The organism is Polystyrenella longa (assembly GCF_007750395.1).
Classification (GTDB): domain Bacteria; phylum Planctomycetota; class Planctomycetia; order Planctomycetales; family Planctomycetaceae; genus Polystyrenella; species Polystyrenella longa.
The window spans coordinates 3,555,570-3,577,023 of sequence record NZ_CP036281.1 but is presented as its reverse complement, the minus strand read 5'-3'; the positions used below and the strand labels follow the sequence as shown (position 1 = coordinate 3,577,023).

The window sequence follows — 21,454 nt, the reverse complement described above, 5'->3', positions numbered from 1 at the left end:
CTGTTTCCTGTTCGCGTTAGCGGGAAGCGACGATTGAAAATAAGAAGGTGATCCGCACATGCGATTGACTTTTCGATTCTCGTTACTACTTGCTCTTGTTGCGATGACCTGTTTATCACACGGGACCAGTTCGGTGCAGGCGGACGAATGGCGACAGTTCCGTGGGAACGATTGCACTTCGCTGGCACTCGATGCGAGCCTTCCCCTGGAATTCGGTGAAGACAAAAATATTGCCTGGAAGAAATCGTTGGTAGGCCGTGGTCTGTCAGGGCCCATCGTTGTCTCCAACCGAGTCTACCTGACTTCCAGTAGCGGATTTGATCAGTCCCGATTGCATGTTCTCTGCTACGATGCGGAAAGTGGCGACCAGCTTTGGGAGCGGACATTCGCAGCAACTGGCCGAACGATCTGTCACGAGAAAATGTGTGTCGCCACCCCAACGCCTGCTTCGGATGGCGAACGGATTTTCGCTTTCTTTTCCAGTAACGATGTCGCTTGCCTCGACCTCGACGGGAACTTGCTCTGGTACCGTGGATTAACTTTTGATTATCCCAATGCCTCTAACAGTCTAGGGATGTCTTCCAGCCCGATTGTAGTGGACGATGTTGCAATCTTTCAGGTTGAATGCGATGCCGATTCTCTTGCGTTCGGCTTAGATACCAGGACTGGCGAAACCAAATGGCAATTGAGTCGTCCCCGACGCGCGAATTGGACCTCTCCCTCTGTGTATCCCGTGGGAGACTCTTCGCTGCAGCAAGTGGCGCTATTACAATCGTCCGCTGGTTTGGACGCGATTAATCCACAGGACGGAAAGACCCTCTGGTCGTTTGAAGATGGCGCCTCTACCATTCCCTCTTCTGTTGTCGCGGGAGAGACGATCTATGTCCCGTCAAACGGGGTGACGGCGATTAAGCCTCACGCCAGTAGCCCCGCTCCCGAGATGCTGGGTTCTATTCAGAACCTTTCGCCGTCGACGCCCAGCCCGATCGCCTTTGATGGCAAAGTTTATACAGTCAACCGTTCGGGCGTTCTTGCTTGTGGTGATGTAGAAGCAGAAAAACGTTTGTGGCAGTTGCGACTCGGCGGTCGGTTCTCTTCGACTCCGATCATTGCCGATGGAAAAATGTATGCCTTCAATGAAGAAGGGATCTGTTTTGTTGTAGATCTGACTGGCGATAAAGGCAAAATCGTTTCCGAGAATCCCCTGAATGAAACAATCCTCTGCACGCCTGCCGTGGCACACAATGCTATGTTCGTACGTAGCGATGACACCCTCTGGAAAATCGCTTCTGAAAAGTAGCTCGCCTGAAAAGAGCGACGGTCCTCTCTCGTAATATTCTCCACCCGCTATCGACTGACAAACAGAGGTTCTGTTAACGAATGCAATTCCTCAATATCGCGGCGATTGGTTTGGGGGGATGCCTGGGGGCAATTTCTCGGTTTTATCTGAATGATCTGGTCGTAAAACGCTTTCCCGAGGCTCCCTATTGGGGAACCTTTACCGTCAATGTTCTGGGGTGTCTCATCATCGGGTTTCTGATGGCGATTGTCTCTGAGCACCAGAAGTCATTTCCTGTCTGGTTGTATCTGCTGCTGATCACCGGCTTTCTCGGCTCCCTGACGACATTTTCCACCTTCGGCTTCCAAACGGTGGAACTGCTACGTGAACAACGCGTGTGGGAAGCTCTGCTCTCTGTAGGAGCCAATTTACTGTGCGGTCTAGTCGCCGTCGTCGTGGGCTATCTGCTTGCCGCCCCCTGGACTCATTGATCTGTGCCGGTCGGTGGCTGACCGGCTTGAATGAGCTGTGAATTGACGTAGAACTCAGTGCTCCAAGAACGCCTGAATTCCCCATTGCTACCACGATAATCGTTGGTAAATAAAACGATTAAAAAGTTGCTTAAATATATACATGTGCTGGAAAATGAGCTCTTTTATGAATTCTTTTGAAAAAGGTCAGTAAATCAGTTTATATGGATCACCAATGATCGTATCAGTCCATGTGCTTTATTTTTAATCCGATCATCTTCGATGCCAAATTGATACACACGGCATTTTCAAAGGGGTGTCCCCATGTTGTTTCTCCCGACAATCTTACAAAGATTTGTGGCATTCGTGTCTCCTTTCGCTGCCGTGAAGTCTTTAGAATCCAAACGCAAATCGACCGCCCCTAAATCCAACGTTGAAGCGTTGGAGGTGAGAACTCTACTTTCCGCTGTGATACCCGTTGCGGCCCCGGTCAGTACGGACCTGGCAGTGGAAATGACATCAGATGCCGTCGCCGCCGAGCAGGGGAGTGAAATCACCTATGGTATCGTGGTGACGAATAACGGCCCGGCCGCAGTGACCGATGCTACTGTACTGGATGACGTCTCTTCCTTTCTAAATAACGCAAGTTGGACTGCCACTCTCTCCGGTGGCGCCGTGGGGGATCTCGCAGGAACGGGCGGATTGAATGAGGTCGTTGAATTACCTGCAGGAGCGTCCATCCAATATGTACTTACGGGAACAGTCAAGCCGAGTCAGATTGGCACCATCTCGAATTCTGCCTCAATAGATTCGCCCTCTAATTCTGATCCTGCCCCTGAAAATAATTTTGCGGGCGACAGCAAGCTGGTCGTGTTGAATGGCACTTCTGGAACGGGGCATTTTCTGCTTGATGGTGATCGAATCACTTCACCGGAAGACCAGGAGTATGTTTCGGAAGTCGCTGATTTCAACGGAGACGGTTGGAACGACATTCTGTTGCTGGAAAACGAATACAGTGATGATGCTTCAGTAGAACATCAGCTTTGGATTAATAATGGGGATGGAACATTTACGAGTAGTGCCCTCAGTGAGATAGATGCACTAGTTGTTGACTTTGAAGTAGGTGACATCGATCTAGATGGGGATCTCGATCTGGTGATGAGTGAAGAATCAAACGGAACAGAAAAAATTGCAAACGTGTATCTGAACGATGGCAACGGGCACTTTACTTCTGAGAGTCAAGTAACGTTTACATATCGGATAGCAACATTCGCAATGGCAGACTTCAATGGTGATGGCTATCTGGATTTAGCGACACCTGATTATGAAAACGAATCTTACGGAACGAAAACATGGCTCAATGATGGCAATGGGGAGTTTAATAATTTTCTTTTCGCATCTAACGATTTCTATCATAAGGAGATGAAACCGGGTGATTTTGATGGGGATGGCGATATGGATCTTCTGATTGTAGGACCATGGGGACCTTCAGAGGAGTTTCCGTATAACACCTGGACAGCGGTGCTCTTTAATAATGGCGATGGGGCATTTGATGACGGGAAAACGGAATTTCTCAATTATAATGCTGAATCTGCTGAAGTCGGTGATCTCGACAATGATGGCGATCTCGATTTGGTCATCACAAGTTTTGTCAGACAGGATTACAGTTATGTTTCACCGAAACATAATATCTGGCTGAACAATGGTGACGGTACCTTTGTTGAAAATCCTCATCTGATTCAAAGTTTATATGCTGTCGATCATGAACTGGCAGATATTGATGGTGATGGAGATTTGGATTTGATCGCAGGTGGCCGGTTACGATCAACCTATTCCGAAGAGATTCTGAATAATGTGTGGCTGAATGACGGGGCCGGAGAATTTGTGGCCTCATCTTATCAATTCTTCAATGAGTTGAACGGTGAATATTATTGGCCCGTGTTTATGTCTTCCGGGGACCTGAATAATGATGGTGCACTCGATATAGTCGTGACGAAAATTAACACGGGCACGGACATCTGGTGGAATGATCCAGTTGCGGAACTCCCTTATCGTCAGAACTTCAGCGAAGGAACAGGGGGTCTCATTCTTGGTTCACCAGAGAACACACAACTCATTTCACCAACTGGAAATGAAGCATTGCGTTTTGATAATTCAGGTCTGACTGGGCTTTCCACAGCCCTTGTCAGTAGCTTCGTAGATCTTCCTGAAGAGTTTCGTTTGTCTGCAGAAGTTAAATCAGTACCGGGCCCTAATCGCTGGGCCGATGGGTTTCTGATTTTTGACTACCAGAGTGAAATAGATTTCAAATACGCAGGGATGTTTACTGGACAGAATCAATGGGTGATTGGTCACTACCAGGGGCACTTCGGCAATCGTCTGGTTCAAGTCGACTGGGATGATCAAGGACGGCAGATTAAAGCGAATCAGTCCTATCTGTTGGAATTACTAGTGAACGAGTCCAACGTAGAACTGGTTGTTGACGGAGAATCCATACTGTCTGGTCAGTTTGCGGCGACCGTCATTAACGGAGACGTCGGAATTGCTTCTTACAATGCAGTCACTCTGTTTGACAACGTGCAACTCCAGTCCGTCGAGCCCCTCAGCCTGCCTCATTCGGAACAGTTTAATCACGGTCAAAATCATTCTTTGACTTCCGTAACTCCGAATCAGGTGTCGGTACAAAATGTGGCGGGAGAAGGACTATTAAGTCTGAACTCCACCATCAGCGGTGGGGTTGGCATCGCCACGATCGCTACGAGTGATCCTCTGCCAGCGAGTTTCGAAGTGGCGACGCAGATAACGTCGAAATATGCTCCCGGAAAATGGTACGACGGATTTATCGTATTCGATTATTTAAACGAGAACGATTTCAAATACGCCGGCATGTTCACCGGACAGAATCAATGGACTGTAGGACATTATCAGGGAAACTGGTCTGATCGCCTGTTGACTGTCGACTGGGATGATAGCGGACGTTCGATTGATGTGGACACTGAATACGCAGTGCATCTGGAAGTCGATGGGAATGTTGTCAAACTTTCGGTTGATGGTGAATTGATTGGGGAAGCCACATTTTCCAGCAACGTGAACGGTGGTCTCACCGGTGTCGGTAACTTTAATGCGAAAACATTGTATAACAGTTTTGAAATTGGAGACCTTATTCCAACAGGAGCCGCTCGTAATTTCCCCTACCAGGAAGACTTTGAATCGGGAACTTTGGGAGAGTTTGTCCTGACACCAGGTTCGTCAGGAACTATTGTGGAGGGCGCCGAAAGTAAGTCGTTTCAAATGACGGGGCCGGGGAGGGATTATGAAAGCTTCAAAGCAATCGTTCCCCAAAAGTATGCACTAATTGACAATTACGATATTTCCGTCGAAATGACCTTCCCGCTGGAATGGTCCTATACTGGTGGTGTGATTGTTTTTGATTATCAAGACGATGACAACTTTAAATTCGCAGGATATGGCCATCAAGAAATCTTCACCTCCCTCGGCTATTACCAAGATGGGGTATTGCACTCCGCTGTCGAACTTAATTCTTTTAATAAGAATGGTCGTTTTCTCGACAACAATCAAAGCTATAAGTTTCACCTGAGCGTGGGCTCCACCGTTGCCAAATTTTCTATCAATGGAGAAGAAATCGCTCGGGGACTCTTTCCCGATGGATTCACAGGCGGAGATGTTGGTTTTGGCGTAACCGAAGGAACGACCCGGTTCGACAATTTTAAAGTGGCTCCGGAAATCGAAAATGAATTAGAGTTTGAGCCGGACTACAGGAACGTGGGTTATCAACAGTTCTACTTCGTTAAGGAAAACCTTTGGACTGGACCAACTTTGGATCTAGCTGCTTCGAGTGAAGCTGGTGTCGGACTTGCATTACTGCCAACCCCTGCTCAGTTGCCCGAGCAATTTCAAGTCGGTTCCGAAATTACGTTAGTAAGTGGACCGGATCGAATGAACAATGGATATCTCATTTTCGATTATTTAAACGAGAATGATTTCAAATATGCAGGTGCATCAGCAGATGAGGGTCGTTGGGTAATCGGACATTACCAGGGAAACTTTGATAATCCGATTGAGTCCGTTGATGCCGATTCCATCGGTAGTGCTATTGAACTGGATCAGTCTTTTGAGTTGCACCTGGATATCAATGGGAGTGACGTTGAATTACGTGTTGATGGAAGACTCGTTGCCTCAGCTTCGTTCGCTGCCTCCATCAATACGGGAGATACGGGGTTTGGCGGGAATGGCGCAGTAACTGAATTTAATAACTTCGAACTCAACGGATTTATCGCCCGCGGAAACGCGACTGATTTACCGTACCGGACTAGTTTTGGTCCTACCGAAAGTGGCGATTACCTTCAAGAAGTTCACACCGCGGATGTTGAGTATGAATTATATAACAGACTCATCAACGCTACTGAAGCAGAGGGATTCGGCGTTGTTCTGTTACCACTTAAAGAGGCAATTCCTTCCTCGTTCCAAATGCAAATTGATACTTATATGAAGTTCGGTGGAGGATGGGCACTCGACTCATTCCTGATCTTCGACTACGTGAATGAGAATGATTTTAAGTATGCAGGAGCGTTGGCCGGGCAAAATCAATGGATCATCGGCCACTGGGAAGGGGATTTTGGTCAGCGAGAAGTCACTGTGGACTGGGATGATGTCGGTCGTGAAATCCTTGTGAATACTTACTACGAGTTGAAAATAAACGTCAACGGTAATCAGGTGGAGCTTATTGTCGACGATGAGTCCATTGCGAACGCGACTTTCGACGCCCCAGTGAACGTAGGCGAAGTCGGCTATGGTACTTGGAAAGGATGGACCGAATATCGAGATTTTCGAGTCGCTGAACTTACCCCTTCTGCAGCGGTCACCGACGCCGTGTTTAGCGGCATGGCTGCAGAACCCGAATTCCTTTCTACATAAGCTCTTGTTTTCGATGTAATTCTCATAAAATGATGTTCCGAACATGGAATGGAGTAACTGCTATGCATGTTTGGATGAAGCCGAAAGTCATGTCAGTTAATGACTTGCTTAAATGTTCATTATGGAGAAATAGGAGCAGGAGCCATCTTTATTGTTGGTTCTTTTAAGGAGTAAACTGATAGAATTGGTGAATACATTGAGCGGGCTGTTCAAAAATATCCTCTTTATACCCACGTTCGTTCCTTATTCATGCGAACGTAAATCAAATGGAGTCTTCCATGAACAATCCTGCCGCGATCTTTTATCAACTTGCAGCTCAATTCTTCTCAGCGGATCCTAAAAAACGCCGGTCTTCTCAAACGCCTTCTTCACGTTTGTCCGGACTGGAATGCTTTGAACCTCGGGTCATGTTATCCGGAGTCGCAGCTCCGGTGAGTACGGATCTCGCCGTGGCGGTATCGTCAAATGCCGTTGCCGCAGTGCAAGGTAGCGAAATAATCTACGACATCGCTGTGACCAATAATGGCCCCTCAGCGGTAACCGATGCTCAAGTCCTCGATGCAGTTTCTTCTTTTCTGGACAGTGCCTCGTGGACGGCGACCTTTGCCGGGGGCGCCTCGGGCAATGCGAACGGTTCGGGCGACTTGAATGAAACCGTCGTTCTCCCGGCTGGGGCCAGTATTGAGTACGTACTGACGGGAACGCTCAAAGAGAGTGCGCGCGGCACGGTGACCAACGTCGTAAGTATCAACTCCCCTTCGAATACTGATACCGCACCAGAGAATAACTCCGCTGGTGATTCCGATTTGGTCGTTCTGAAAGCGACAACGGGGTCGGGACTGTTCGAACTCAGTGATCAAAGTGAACAAGGGGGCTTTGTCACTCCCGGAGATGGAGGTTTCTTCGAAGTACAACTCGCGGATCTCGACAACGATGGTGACCAGGACATCATCACTGCAAGGGACTCTATTTCTGGGCCGGGAACAGATCACATCTTGTTATTCCTGGAGAACAATGGGGAAGGCGTATTCACGATACAGGGACCAATAATTAACTTTGGCTATCTAGAGACCTTTGAGATCGGAGATTTCAACGGCGACGGACTGTTTGATGTACTCACTGTAGAAAATGAGCTTATTACACTTTGGATAGGGGATGGAGAATTCAACTTCTCGCGGAGATGGCAAGAATCATCGGGACTTGACGGAGATTATATTAATCTAACTGCAGGTGATGTCGACAGTGATGGTGATCTGGATCTTGTTTATAGTGACGAGTTCACCAGCTTATACACTATGCTGAACGACGGTGCCGGAGAGTTCACGCAATCTTTTGAGTTCGCTGGTGGATCAACATACATTGTTGATATGCAGCTTGGAGATCTTGATGGCGATGGTGATTTGGATCTCGTAATCTCAACCAATAGTTCTAGGACTTATCGATTTATCGATGAGACACTTATGTTCATAAACAATGGGAAAGGAGAGTTTGCACAAAACTCCCCATCTTTCATTACACGAGAAGTACGAGGTTTTGATTTAGGGGATGTAGATGGCGATGGAGACTTGGATTTACTCGTTGCTCAGCGAGATGATAACGGGGGCGACTTCAGTACCCTTTTTCTTAATGATGGGTCTGGAATCTTTGAAACTAATCGGGATCTGCAACCTGCAAATCAAACATATGATGTCTCCTTTGCAGACTTTGATGCCGACGGCGATCTGGATGTGGTGTTTTCGAAAAGAGGATCGAGTACGTTTGATCCAGATACGCTTGGAAATGAAGTGTTTTTGAATGATGGGTTGGGTAACTTCTCAACCACGGGGACTCATTATCCGGGTATCGGTTCCTATAAGCATGCGATAGGCGACCTGAATGGGGACGGGGCACTCGACTTTGTTTCGACCAGAGGCGAAGTCTGGTTTAATACGAATAAGGTTCTGTTGCCCTATGAACATGACTTCGAAGGGATCCAGGGAGGTCTGCAGCATTTGCAGTTGAGTTCCCCCGCGACCAGTACCGTTATTGGAAATGAGGTTAATCATTTTCTGAAGTTTGATAATTCACGCCAGCGTGGCATTTCGATGGCGACCATGGAGACTCTGGAGCCCCTCCCTGCGGACTTTATTCTGAAAGCGAATGTCAGCACCTCCGGCGGATTTGGTGCGTTACGAAATGGATTTCTCGTCTTCGATTACCAGAATGAGAATGATTTTAAATACGCCGGAATGATCGGCGAGACGAACCAGTGGGTCATCGGTCACTATCAGGGAACCTGGAGCAATCGGTTTTCTCAGGTAGACTGGGACGACTCGGGAAAAGTAATTCAGTCCAACAAAAGTTATCAGCTCGAACTCCAGGTGGTGGGCAAAGAGGTCCGTCTGCTCGTTGATGGGAAACTGGTCACTTCGGCCAAGATCGCAAGCCCTTTAAATGACGGTCTGACTGGAATTGCCTCGCTGAATGCAATTAGCCGGTTTGATAATCTGAAACTGAGAGAGGTCGGTCCGTACTTTCTGGATTACTATGAAGACTTCAACTCTCCCTTCCCCACACAATTCCAGTTCAATAATCTATTAAAAGTGAGCGTGGTTCAGGGTGACGAAAATGGATATCTAAAAGTGGACACCTCTGGTTCGTCCGGACTGGGAGTTGCGCTGCATCCCAACCATGACCCACTCCCAGAAATCTGGAAGGTCGAGGCGGATGTGAAGGCGATCAGTGGTCCTAATCGCTGGCAGGATGGATTTCTTATCTTCGACTACAAAAATGCGAATGATTTCAAATATGCGGGAATGTTCAATGGCCAGAACGAGTGGGTCGTAGGGCACTACCAGGGTAACTGGGGTAATCGCTTACTGACTGTTGACGGCGATGACTTTGGTTGGGAAATCAAAGCGAATGTCGCTTATCACATGGAGGTGGAAGCTGTTGGTAAGATCGCCACATTCTCAGTGAATGGCGTTGTCATGGGGAGCGTCGAATTTGCGACAAACCTGAATGGGGGGAGGATTGGCCTGGGTGCATATAATGCAGTAACGCATTTCGATGACTTCCGCCTCTTCCTGAAAAACAGTTCAGGAAGTATTCAAAGTCTTCCTTATCAATTAGACTTAAGCGATATATCGTTAGAAGAATTGAGCAGCACCGGATCTGTAACAATAGTGAATGGAATACCGAATGCTCCCCATAATTTCGATGTATCTGTCGAAATTACGAATGAGGAAGGACGCGAAGGGGGAATTATCTTTGATTATCAGGACGCAGATAATTACAAGTTTGCCCTATTAGATTTTGATAGAGGAAGAGTCTCCATTTCGGCAGTCGTCGATGGAAACGCTCCAAGAATCAACCTTGCGGATGGTATTATTCCCGGTTTCTTTATCGAAACTGGTTCGAAAGTGAACCTGCATTTGAGTGTGCGAGGGAGTATTATTGAAGCCTTTGTTGATCAACTGAAAATGCTGGAGTATGAATTCGAAGAATCCAACATGAGTGACGGTCAACTCGGCCTCATATCCAAACCGTCTGTCGTGGCCTACAGTAACTTCGAAGTACATGAAGAAATGGAGCCGAGAGGAGAGATTGACCCTTCCTTTTACTTTGATTTCGACTATTGGGATTCCAACCATATTTCCGATTGGTTACATACCGATTCAATGGACCACTGGAGCCGCGTTAAAAATGGTAGCAATGGTATCGCAGAGGCAAACAGTCTGAGCGATTCCCCCCTCGCCACAGCTTTAATACAGCCAATCAATAATCTGCCCTCTTCCTTTGAAATGTCGATCGAGATAACTCCCTTAAGTCAACCAGGGGGATGGCAAGACGGGTTTCTCATCTTTGACTATAAGAGCCCCACTGATTTTAAATATGCTGGAATGATGGCGGGACAAAATCAATGGATCATTGGCCATTTTAATGGAGGGTTCGGGAATCGGGAACTAACTGTAGATTGGGATGACATCGGTCGACAGATCAATCCTGATGAACTTTATCTGTTGCATGTCAGCATAGATGGGAGTGAAGTACAACTACGGGTCGATACTGAACTGATCGGTACTGCGAATTTCGACGCACCTGTTAACGAAGGACAACTTGGTTTCGGAAACTATAATGCGAAAACCTGGTTTGACGAATTCCGCGTTGGAAATAATCTAGTACAAGGAGACGTTGTTGCATTTCCGTACTCTAACAATCTTTCTGACTACTATCAGGATCGTAACAATCTTCCCTTTTTAGAACTGAATAAAGAATCTTCAAATTACTACCAATCGAACAAGACACTGATATTTGATGCGACGAGCGAGAACTCGTTAGGGGCATTTATTTTGCCGACAGAGGATCCGTTACCTGTGAATTACCACGTCGGCGTCGAGTTCTTGTCTCGTGACGATCCGCAACCCTTTCGAACCGGGTTTGTGATCTTTGATTACAAGAACGAGAATGATTTCAAGTTTGCGGGAGCCCTCGTCAGCCAGAACCGCTGGGTAATCGGACATTATCAGGGCCACTTTGCCAATCGCTTAGCAGATGTTGATTGGTCGGCCGAAGATCGAGAAATCCTATCCAAAAAATACTACGAAATCGCTGTCAACGTTCACGGTGCCGATGTTGAACTTCTCGTCGATGGAGAATCGATCGCAGAAGTAACGTTCAGCGAGCCAGTGAATAATGGGGCTGTCGGATTTGGCGTCAAAGGTTCTCGCAACTACTTCCGCAATTTCATAGCAGAAGAGATCGCTCCGCCAGCTTCTGCCATCGATAGTTTATTCTCAAATATGGAATCAGAAGGATCGGCGATTCTGGCCTGAATTCATTCTTCAGGCTGACGTAGAGAACAGAAACTGATTGGCAAGGATATGCTTATCCGATCAGATTAAACAGCACATGGCCGTGGTCGTCGGTAATCCGATGGTCGCGGTCATTCTTTTTATTGTGACTTTGAGAACTTAGTAGGTGCGACCAACACGCCAGCCCAGTATCAGCTCATCGAGTCAACGACGTTTTCAATTTCACTTGCTCTTCTTTCGCCAGCTTGTCAAACGCAGCTCAATGCGTACCTGCAATATACATCTGTTTGGTTAATATGATCCGGTGAGCCCTTTTTTTCTGATCGTCTTACAGAATAAACTGACTAGAATAGGATCGTGAGTAGCGATTGCTGCTTTCGGTTAACTTCCGCTTCCTTTTCTTGCAACCCCGATTTCAGTCCTGAACACCATCTGGATATATGAGCATGAGTCAGGACGAGCACGCCCGCGTGAAAGAAATCTTCCTTAAAGCGAGCGAGCTGAAAGGAACGAAGCGCAAAGAATTCATTGAGAAAGCATGTGGCAATAATGACAAGCTCCGCGATTCCGTAATCTCTCTGCTGGAGAACGATAACCCGGAAACGATACTCACAGGCCTTTCGGAGTCGCTGGTTGATTCTGAGAAGAGAAAAGAACGCTTGAAATCTCACGATTGGGTGGGTCAGCGTCTCGGAAACTATGAAATCGAGCGTGTGATCTACGCCGGTGGAATGGGAATTGTTTTCGAAGCCGTCGATACTGTGATCGAACGTCGAGTGGCGATCAAGGTCTTACATGAGGATCTGACGAAAGACGAATCGCTACGAACGAGGTTTGTATCAGAAGCGAGAGCAGTGGGACGTCTCAACCATCCTCATGTGCTGACAATCCATGAAGTGGGCTCGAATGAAGGCGTCGACTACCTGGTAATGGAATACGCCACTGGTGGATCGGCCGCAGATCATCTCAAAAATGTCGGAGTTTATTCCCCGGGTGAGGCGACACGCATTCTCGAACAAGCTTGCGGCGGCCTGTCAGCCGCACATAAAGAAGGTCTGATCCACCGGGACATTAAACCGGCTAACCTGCTGTTTATCGAGGGGGACATCACCAAAGTCTCTGACTTCGGTGTTGCCAAATTTACGCATGGCGAATCTCTGGAGCTGACTCGTCAGGGACAACTGGTTGGAACACCCTGCTACATGAGCCCGGAGCAATGTGAAGGGAAATCGGTTGATGAACGAAGCGATGTCTATTCACTCGGCGCAACCTATTTTAGTTTGCTGGTGGGTCGTATGCCGTATGAGGAGGAAAACAGCTTCGTCAGTGTGATGCACGCCCATTGCAACGCAGAACCTCCCGACCCTCGGGAATGGAGCGACCGCATTCCCGAGCCTTGTGCCGAGATCATCTTAAAGGCCATGGCGAAGAAACCTGAGGACCGATATCAGACGGTCGAAGAAATGCAGCATGCGTTAGTACTGCTCTTGTCTGAATTGACGATGCCTGCTGGATTATCAGCTGACACTAGCTTTACCTTAAACCCCGAAATCAAGATGCTACCGCGTCGCGACATTCGTAAAAGGATCGCGGGGTTGGCGATCGGTCTGCTGGTCTTGATTGGTCTAGTTCTGTTTTTGATCATCAGAGTCGAAACGGGACCGGAAGATAACCAGGCTATTGTGCCGCCCGTTGAGCAAGAACCCATACGGATTGGAATATTGCACTCCTTGACGGGGGCGATGGCTACCAGCGAAGAAGTCATTGTCGATTCGTATAAGTTAGCAATCAAAGAAATAAACGATAATGGTGGAGTGCTGGGGCGAAAAATTGAACCCATTATTCGCGACGGAAAGTCAAATGACGTTGTTTTCGCACAACAGGCGACTGAGCTAATAACAGAGGAGGGCGTTTGTACGATATTTGGCTGTTGCACATCCGGGAGCCGAAAGGCAGTTCAAGAAGTCGTTGAAGAAAACAACCACCTGCTCGTCTATTCGGTCAATACAGAGGGAGTAGAAATAAGTCCCAACATTATTTACCTGGGAGGCGACCCGAATCAAACGGTCCTCCCCTTCGTGAAGTGGGCTTATGCGTTTGAAGAGAAACGGACATTCTTTCTGGTTGGCTCCGATTATATTTTTCCGCATGTGGTGAATGACATCGTTAAAGATCAACTCGATAGTCTCGGAGCGGAACTGGTGGGGGAAGAGTATCTCGATTTCGACGCCGCCGATGTGACAAACGTGTTGGATAAGATTGAAGCAACCCAACCAGACGCCATAATCAATACGATTACGGGCGATTCGCAAATGCTGTTTCTGCGTGGTCTGGAGAAACGGAAAATTGAGACGACTCAGTTCGCAACGGGTATTGGTGAGGATGTGCTAAGAAGAGTCAATTATAATCCGAGTATCAAGAATTACTCCTGTACCACCTATTTTCAATCGCTTAAGAATAAAGAGAATGAAATCTTTGTTGATGACTTCCAGGAGATGTTCGGGGAATTCCGGGTACTGATTTCCTCAATGGAAGCTGGTTACGATGGCGTTTATCTATGGGCCAGGGCTGTAGAAAAATCAGGCTCTCTTGACCCAATCAAAATTCGTGACGCGATGTCAGGAATGGAAATGCAGGCTCCTTCGGGTAAAGTCAGCATTGATCCGAAAACTCAGTATTCAGTCCGAAACGGATTTATCGGGCTGGCGAATTCATACGATCAGTATGAAATTGTCTGGCGCTCCCCCGAACCGATTGAACCGGATCCTTATCCCGCTATGCGCACGAAAGAGGAGTGGCAGGAGTATCTGGACGGTTTATATCAAAGCTGGGGAAACAACTGGACTGCTCCAGAGAAGTGATATCGGGAAGATTGCTCTCGCTCCCGGCTGGAAAAACTTTCCAGCGAAAGCCGAATGGGGGGCTGAACCCTCCCATTTTAAGTGGTACACTGGAATAGTTCATTCTTTTCTGATCGAGTCGCAATCCGAGTCCGATTGATATCCCGCCGACAATAATCTGTCGCCCGCCCCAGAGAATATTCCCACCTCCTTATCTGGTGACAGATCGCTCTCTATGTTGCCTGCGTCCATCCTGATTCTCCTTCCGAAGGTCCTTCTGCTGGTGAGTGATAAAACTAGTTTAATCCTGATCGTTCTTTTACTTAGCATTTTCTCGTGCTTAAATTCCAGTGCTGATGAACTGGATGACGCTGAACGTGTAGAAAGCGAACGCTTGCAATTGGAGTTTGATAAGAAGGTGGCCCCAATTCTGCAGACATACTGTGTGCATTGTCATAATGCAGATGAAATGTCTTCAGGCATTCGCGTTGATCACCTGATGGGGGACTTGCCGGAAAATCGCTTACGGCTCTGGATGGGAATTCGCAAACAGATCGCGACCGACGCCATGCCACCAGAGGAAGATGATCCTCTTTCCGCTGAAGAGAAAGAAACGATCATCAACTGGATCGATCAGGGACTGATTGCCGTTCGCTCAAGAGTGAAGGATAAAAATGGTTCCGTTCGTCGACTGACCGTGGCGCAGTACCGAAATTCTTTGCGCGACCTACTTGGTATGGATGACGATTTCACCGACATCCTTCCGCCGGACGCTATTTCCAAAGATGGATTCCTGAACAACGCCGATAGCATGTTACTTTCGCCCGTTCTACTTGAGGCCTACTTTGACATCGCCGAGAAATCACTGGATGCGGCTATCGTCGATACAACGACTCCCCCTGCAATTCAAAAGTTTCGAATGGAGTTCGGGGAGCAAATCAATACCGAACCTTACCCGGATAAACTAATTCTGGGGGCGAACAGTCACTTGTTGCCTAATACGGATTTTGTCGTCAAAGAAACTGCCCCGGAAAAACCATTCCCGTACGTACATGACCTGATGACGACGGAGTATCGTTTTATTGAAGGGTATGAAGGAAACGCGACTGTCCGTGGTTGGCGAGAATATGACAGCATCTATCACTCGGTGTTTGCCTGCATGCGAGGTGATACTGGGTATCCTAAAGGGGAGGCTTATGATCTCGTTCCGGAGGGGCTCTTATTGAGGCCCGCTATTCCAAGTATTGAAGAGTTTCAGGTTGGTTCTACCTACGGTCCCAAAGCGAATTTTAAAATATCATTACGCGAATTACCGGATCACGGAAACTTTCGCGTCACTGTCGATGCGGCGAAGTACGACGATGGTTTACTTCTCGAACGTCGGGTTCCTGAGTTCCCGGCTGATGCGACAGACGCCCTGACTGTCACCAATTTAAATGATTCACAAACAGTTCTTGTTCCTGAGGCAGGAGTCTACCAAGTTGATATCCATCCTACTCCGAATGAGAACAAAACCCGGAAACGGCTCGATCTCTCTTTGGGAGATCGTCGATTCAGCGGTGAGCTTGCCCAGCCCGCATTCCTACTCGTTCGTCTCGACGCTGGTGAATTGAACGTGAAGGCAAAACTGGCCGATGACATACCTTTGGTCCGGTTGCAGATGACGCCGATCGCCGAGGATACTTCGCTTTTCCGAGAATTCAAACAATTCGAAAGCAGAGCACCTCTCTTAGGCGTCCATATCGGTCTTCGTCGCGATTGCGGCAGTACCTTGGTTCCAGTTAATGAACCGGTTTCAGTGAATTCTACGGAATTACAGACATTCGAGTTTAGTGGAGCAATTCGTAACTTCCCTCGTCCTGATGTCGAGAAAGATAACGTCAATTATCTGGCAGGGATCAAAGAAATTGGGGTCCAAAGCGAGTACACAGATCAACGGGATCGCCCACGGTTGAAATTGCATTCAGTTGAGTTTGAAGGGCCGTATTATGAACAATGGCCACCTAAATCGCACGAGAATATCTTTATCGCTTCCGACCACCAGGATGAACCAGAAATCTACGCAAGTGAGATCATTCATTCGTTTGCCTCACGTGCCTTCCGACGTCCTGTGGCTGAACAGGAAATGTCGTCGACTTTACAAATCTGGAAAGAGGCTTACGCCGAAACTGGTGACTTTAATCAGGCAATCAAGGAGTCTCTGCTCGTTGTCCTAACCTCTCCTCAGTTTCTGTTTCTTATTGAAAACAGCACGTCCCCCAAACCAGAGCGGCTGGATGAATGGGAACTTGCATCGAAGCTGTCCTACTTCCTTTGGAATTCGTCGCCCGATGCAGAACTTCTAAAATTGGCCACTACGAAAAGACTCGAAGCGGATCTGGATCAACAGATTGACCGTATGATGGCTGATCCTCAGTTTAAACAGTTCCTGAGTGAATTCACTTCGCAGTGGCTGAGTCTGGATAAACTCGACGTTGTCGAAACTAATCGGAAAATGTATCCGAACCTGACTCGGCAGGTGAAATTATATCTTCGAAAAGAACCTCAGCAGTTTCTGGCTTATCTATTCCAAGAGAATCTGCCTGTTGCAAATCTGGTTCGGTCTGATTTCATCGTAGTAAATGATGTGATTGCAAACTATTACGGAATCGAATCTGATTCCGAAAGTGGTTTCGAGTATCGAGCTATCCTTCACAATAAAAACGGTTTGGGCGGGATGCTTTCACAAGCAGGAATTCTGGCCGGACTTTCGGACGGGAAAGAGGCGAACCCGATTAAACGGGGAGCGTGGTTGGCCCGTAAGATTGTTGCTGAACCCCCCGAAGATCCACCACCGAACGTTCCGGCACTTGATGAAGACCTGACCAAGCTGACTTTACGCCAACGCCTTGAGCTGCACCGCAACCAGAAAGGGTGTGTGCAATGTCATACGGGGATTGATCCCTGGGGCTTCCCGTTTGAAGAGTACGACGCGGGTGGTTTGTTTAAATCAGAGGGGGATGTCGATTCTGAAACAACGTTGCCCGATGGTACTCATGTCGCCAGTATGCAGGAATTTAAAGATTATCTGGCGGACGATCGTGTCGATCAGGTCGCCTTTAGCGTATTAAAGCACCTGGCGACCTACGCCGTCGGACGGACATTAACCTATAATGAGATTGAGTTCTTGCGAGAGAATGCAGTAGAATTGAAGGCATACGGATACCGCATGCAGGATATGCTCCGATTTGTGGTCCATTCTCCGCTCTTCCTCGAAAAATAGTTTAACTTGCTCCCGCCTCGACTCTCTTGCCTTAATATATTTCCTCACCATCTTTGTCGTGATTCTCTGCTGTAATTCGCTATTGAATTGCAGGGTATCCCTTCGAAGGGAAGTCTTATGCCTGACAGCCTCAAACTCAATCGACGTGCCGTTCTCAAAGGAATCGCAGGCGCTACCTTGGCGTTACCCATTCTAGAAGCGATGGGAAGCGAAGTATCTCAAAAGAATCCCCGACGATTCTGCGCGATCTATACAGCCAATGGAATGGCCTTACCGAAAGAAGAGCATGAAATTGACGAGTGGCACTGGTTTCCTCAGGAGGTCGGGCAGGAATTCAAATTCAATAAATCAACAGAGCCATTAAGTCCGTTTCGAAATCAACTTAGTTTTCTAGGCGGCATGCATCATCCAAATGGGACCAAGGCCGATCCTCATACCTGTTCGGATATGTGGCTCACTGGGGCACCGCTGCATAATCCCAAACCGGGTACCTACAACTCGGTCGCGCTCGATCAGTTGATCGCGCTGCATACCAAGCAACATTGCCGGCAACCTTCTCTCGTTCTCTCTATTGATGCTGGGACCGGATTTCTATCACGAACAGGAACAATCTCTTACAGTGTCGATGGTAAACCTGTTCCTGCTGAAAACAGCCCTCGCCGTATCTTCGATCGACTGTTCCGCGGAGATACTTCTTCGTTAGAGCATGAACGCGAAAAACTCAACAAACGTATTAAACTGGTAGACGCTGTTCTCGATACAGCTCGTTCTCTGAATAAACAACTGGGGCAATCGGACCGCGAGAAAATGGATCAGTACCTGACTTCTCTAAACGAAGTCGAGTCGCGTTTAATTGCTTCTGAAAAATGGATCGATATCCCGCTTAAAAACCAGGACTACTCTCATCTGAATCTGGACGCCTCGCCCGAGGGAGAACCGGCCGACTATTACCAGACGATGTTCGACCTGATTGCACTCGCCTTTGATGCCGACATTACCCGTTCGGTGACCTTCATGTTGAACCGAGAAGATGGAATGGGAATCAGCGATACGTTCCCCATCAAGCTCGGACTCGCCAGCACCCACCACCAGCTTTCTCATGCTGCTGATAAAGAAGGGCAACTTAACTTTGCGAAGTACGACCTCTTCCTGAGTGAACAGATTAGCCATTTCCTGAGCCAATTGCAGGAATATAAAGACGCTGACGGAACCGTTCTCGATAACAGTCTTGTGCTGTTTGGTAGTGGGGCTAGCACGACTCACAACCCCCGCAACCTGCCGACCTTACTGGCGGGCGGAGCAAACATGGGTGTGAAGCACGGTTCTCACTGGCGGAAAGAAGATACACGCCTGTCGAACCTTTATCTCAGCATTCTGCATTCGATGGGAATTGAAAAAGATTCCTTTGGTGACAGCACGGGAACCTTTGATCAATCCGTCTTCACTGGTGTCTGATCTGGGCTAAGGCCATTACTCTTTGGCGAGTTTCGTGTAGTTTTCGTAAACAGATTGCAAATCGGTCTCGGTTAATCCCTCTGCTTCGTGAATGTAGACTCCGTACCCGAGGTGAAATGTCTCGCCCTGCTTAACGGGCAGTTTGCTGGCTGCACCTTGCTGCATCGCTTTTCGTCCAAACAGGTTTGCAGCGAATAGTCCGTAATTGCGGTTGTGCCACCACGAGGGGCGAATATTCCCCGGATCGGTCATGAGCATGACTCCGACCTGCTGGTCGTGAATGTGACCGGAGTAATCGACCCAGCTTGCAAGTTGTCCCCATGTCTCTTTGGCTGTCAGTTTGCCGTTGCTGTTAAGAATACGACCATTGCCATCTTTTTCTCGCAACGGACTCGCCATTCTTACGCCAAGCCCCATTTCTTCCTGATCGCCGAAATAAAAGTCATCGTCAGGTGAAGTGAACTCGCTCTTCATCAGGATCAAATATCCCGAGGGTTGAGACAAAAACTGATAATGACATGTTTCAATACAAACTGTCTTTGTCGCTGTCGCGTCCAGATATTGGTTTTCGACTGTAAAACCTGACGAAGCAGAATCCGGTGCCGCAATAAATCGAGAATGCCGTACGGGAGCTTTCAGCCTCCAGTAGTCATTGCCATTGATATCCCCAAAGGCCAGAAATATTCCGGGGTGGTATGTTCCGTGGTCCTGCGGATCGTCCGCTTTCGGTGGATGGTTTCGTGTGACCTGAGTCCCTTGTTTCGTTTTGACGTGTGCAAAATAGGGACGCGTCGTGATGGGATCGTCATAGAGATAACTTGCAAGAGCTTGATCCCCCAGGTAGATCACAATCTCACCTGCGGACTGTTCGAATCGAAACGGATTTGTTTCTTCTGCCGACAAAATGGTGATGGGAAGTAAGATACAAGAAATCGCTATTATCAAATGGTATAGTTTCATCAGACGGCTCTTCGATCAGTCAAGTTGTCTTGGTAGATAGTAATTGATGATGTTTAGCTGACGGGCGGAATCGCCCAATGGTTTTCGCGATATTCACGACCAAGGAGAGTGTTCGCTTCCTCGTCGTTTGAGATGGTTTCACCTGTTTTGTCGAAACTTAAATTCCGTCCCAAGCGAGTGCTGATATTGGCCAGGTGACAGAGACTGGCCGACAGATGGGCCGTTTCTGCATCGGCCGTCGCCGGGGCTTCGCCTCGAATCGCCGCCAGGAAAGCCTTCTGGTTGTTGGGGACATGCATCTGAAGTGGGCCAGAAACGTCGACCTGCAGATTTTTGTTTTGACCGTCCCAGACTTCCAGCTTGCCGCGACGCGACAGGAACATCTTTCCTTTGGTGCCGTAAAACTCGATACCACTATCAACATTGTAAGGATAGCTGGTTGACCAGAGTCGCATTTCGAATACAAGCTGTTTGGCGACGCGGTCGTCGGTTGCAGGATATTCGAACGTTGCCGTCATCGTGTCGGGGAATTGCTGGTCGTCGTCGAAGAAGTATTTACCACCGAGAGCCGCGATGGTTGTGGGATGTTCGTTGACTCCCAATCCCCATCGCGCCAGATCAAATTCATGAACACCGTCGTTGCCAGCGTCGCCCGTGCCGAAGTTATGCCACCAATGCCAATTGTAATGACTACGATTTTCTTGATAAGGAACCATCGGGGCCGGGCCGACCCACATATCATAGTCGAGTCCCTGCGGAGGATCGCTCGGTTTCATGTGTCCGATGGAGCTTCTTTTCTGAATGTTCCAGACACGGGCGATCATTACATCGCCGATCAACCCGCTGTGTAACATCTCGACCGCTTCCTGAAACCCACCGTTACTACGCATTTGGGTGCCATGCTGTACGATGCGGTTATGTTTCAGGCTTGCTTCGACGAGTAACCTGCCTTCGCGCAGATTGTGTGAGCAAGGTTTTTCCACGTAGACATGCTTTCCCGCCTGCATCGCGAGTAAGGCGGCGGGCACATGCCAATGATCGGGAGTAGCAATGGAGACGGCATCGATCGAATCGTCTTCCAGCAATCGGCGAATATCGGCTACTGGAGTCGCTCCGCCTCCATTTTCAGATCCGCGTTGCCGACGTTCTTCATCTGGATCGCAGACAGCCACCAGTTCGACGTTAGCTTCATCCTTGATGTCCATCAGCCCGCGGATGTGGGCTCCCACTCCCTGACCGCCGCAGCCGATGACCGCCATTCGAATTCGATCATTGGCGTCGGCGGCTCGTGCTGAGGGAAGGCTGCTGGTCAATGAACCGAGAGCCAGGCTGGTCAGGCCGACCCCAGTCTGTTTGAGAAAGTCGCGTCGAGGTGATAATTTGTCGAACATCTTCGCCATCCTTATTTGGTGAACATAGTATTCCGGAAAACAAACAGCCCGGAAAACAAACAGGGAGAC

The 21,454-nt window shown here is 48.2% G+C and carries 9 protein-coding genes; 7 read left to right on the top strand and 2 right to left on the bottom strand.

Features of this window, described 5'->3' with window-relative positions:
- Positions 1 to 58: 58 nt before the first annotated feature.
- The 7 genes from Pla110_RS13230 to Pla110_RS13200 all read left to right on the top strand — a co-directional run bounded on the left by Pla110_RS13230 (position 59) and on the right by Pla110_RS13200 (position 19,034).
- Positions 59 to 1,300, top strand: coding sequence for an outer membrane protein assembly factor BamB family protein (locus tag Pla110_RS13230; RefSeq protein WP_144996225.1), 1,242 nt, complete (start codon positions 59 to 61; stop codon positions 1,298 to 1,300).
- A gap of 80 nt (positions 1,301 to 1,380) precedes the next feature.
- Positions 1,381 to 1,770, top strand: a complete 390-nt coding sequence (crcB, locus tag Pla110_RS13225; RefSeq protein WP_144996224.1) for a fluoride efflux transporter CrcB — start codon at positions 1,381 to 1,383, stop codon at positions 1,768 to 1,770.
- A gap of 345 nt (positions 1,771 to 2,115) precedes the next feature.
- Positions 2,116 to 6,684, top strand: coding sequence for an FG-GAP-like repeat-containing protein (locus Pla110_RS13220; protein ID WP_197440185.1), 4,569 nt, complete (start codon positions 2,116 to 2,118; stop codon positions 6,682 to 6,684).
- A gap of 278 nt (positions 6,685 to 6,962) precedes the next feature.
- The gene (locus Pla110_RS13215) at positions 6,963 to 11,498 is read left to right on the top strand and encodes an FG-GAP-like repeat-containing protein (protein WP_197440184.1); all 4,536 of its coding nucleotides are present in this window, start codon (positions 6,963 to 6,965) and stop codon (positions 11,496 to 11,498) included.
- A 425-nt stretch (positions 11,499 to 11,923) separates the two neighbouring features.
- Positions 11,924 to 14,338: a bifunctional serine/threonine-protein kinase/ABC transporter substrate-binding protein gene (locus Pla110_RS13210; protein ID WP_197440183.1), complete on the top strand. Its 2,415-nt coding sequence runs from the start codon at positions 11,924 to 11,926 to the stop codon at positions 14,336 to 14,338.
- A gap of 448 nt (positions 14,339 to 14,786) precedes the next feature.
- Positions 14,787 to 17,579, top strand: coding sequence for a DUF1592 domain-containing protein (locus Pla110_RS13205; protein WP_197440182.1), 2,793 nt, complete (start codon positions 14,787 to 14,789; stop codon positions 17,577 to 17,579).
- Positions 17,580 to 17,696: 117 nt separating this feature from the next.
- Positions 17,697 to 19,034 (top strand): DUF1552 domain-containing protein, encoded by a 1,338-nt coding sequence (locus Pla110_RS13200; RefSeq protein WP_144996219.1) that lies wholly within the window; start codon positions 17,697 to 17,699, stop codon positions 19,032 to 19,034.
- Between the two features lie 15 nt (positions 19,035 to 19,049).
- Here the strand turns inward: Pla110_RS13200 and Pla110_RS13195 are convergent, their stop codons facing one another.
- Together Pla110_RS13195 and Pla110_RS13190 are read right to left on the bottom strand one after the other, a co-directional pair.
- Complete coding sequence (locus Pla110_RS13195; protein WP_144996218.1) at positions 19,050 to 19,994, bottom strand: DUF6807 family protein; 945 nt, start codon at positions 19,992 to 19,994, stop codon at positions 19,050 to 19,052.
- Positions 19,995 to 20,047: 53 nt separating this feature from the next.
- The gene (locus Pla110_RS13190; protein ID WP_144996217.1) at positions 20,048 to 21,385 is read right to left on the bottom strand and encodes a Gfo/Idh/MocA family protein; all 1,338 of its coding nucleotides are present in this window, start codon (positions 21,383 to 21,385) and stop codon (positions 20,048 to 20,050) included.
- Between the last annotated feature and the right edge of the window lie 69 nt (positions 21,386 to 21,454).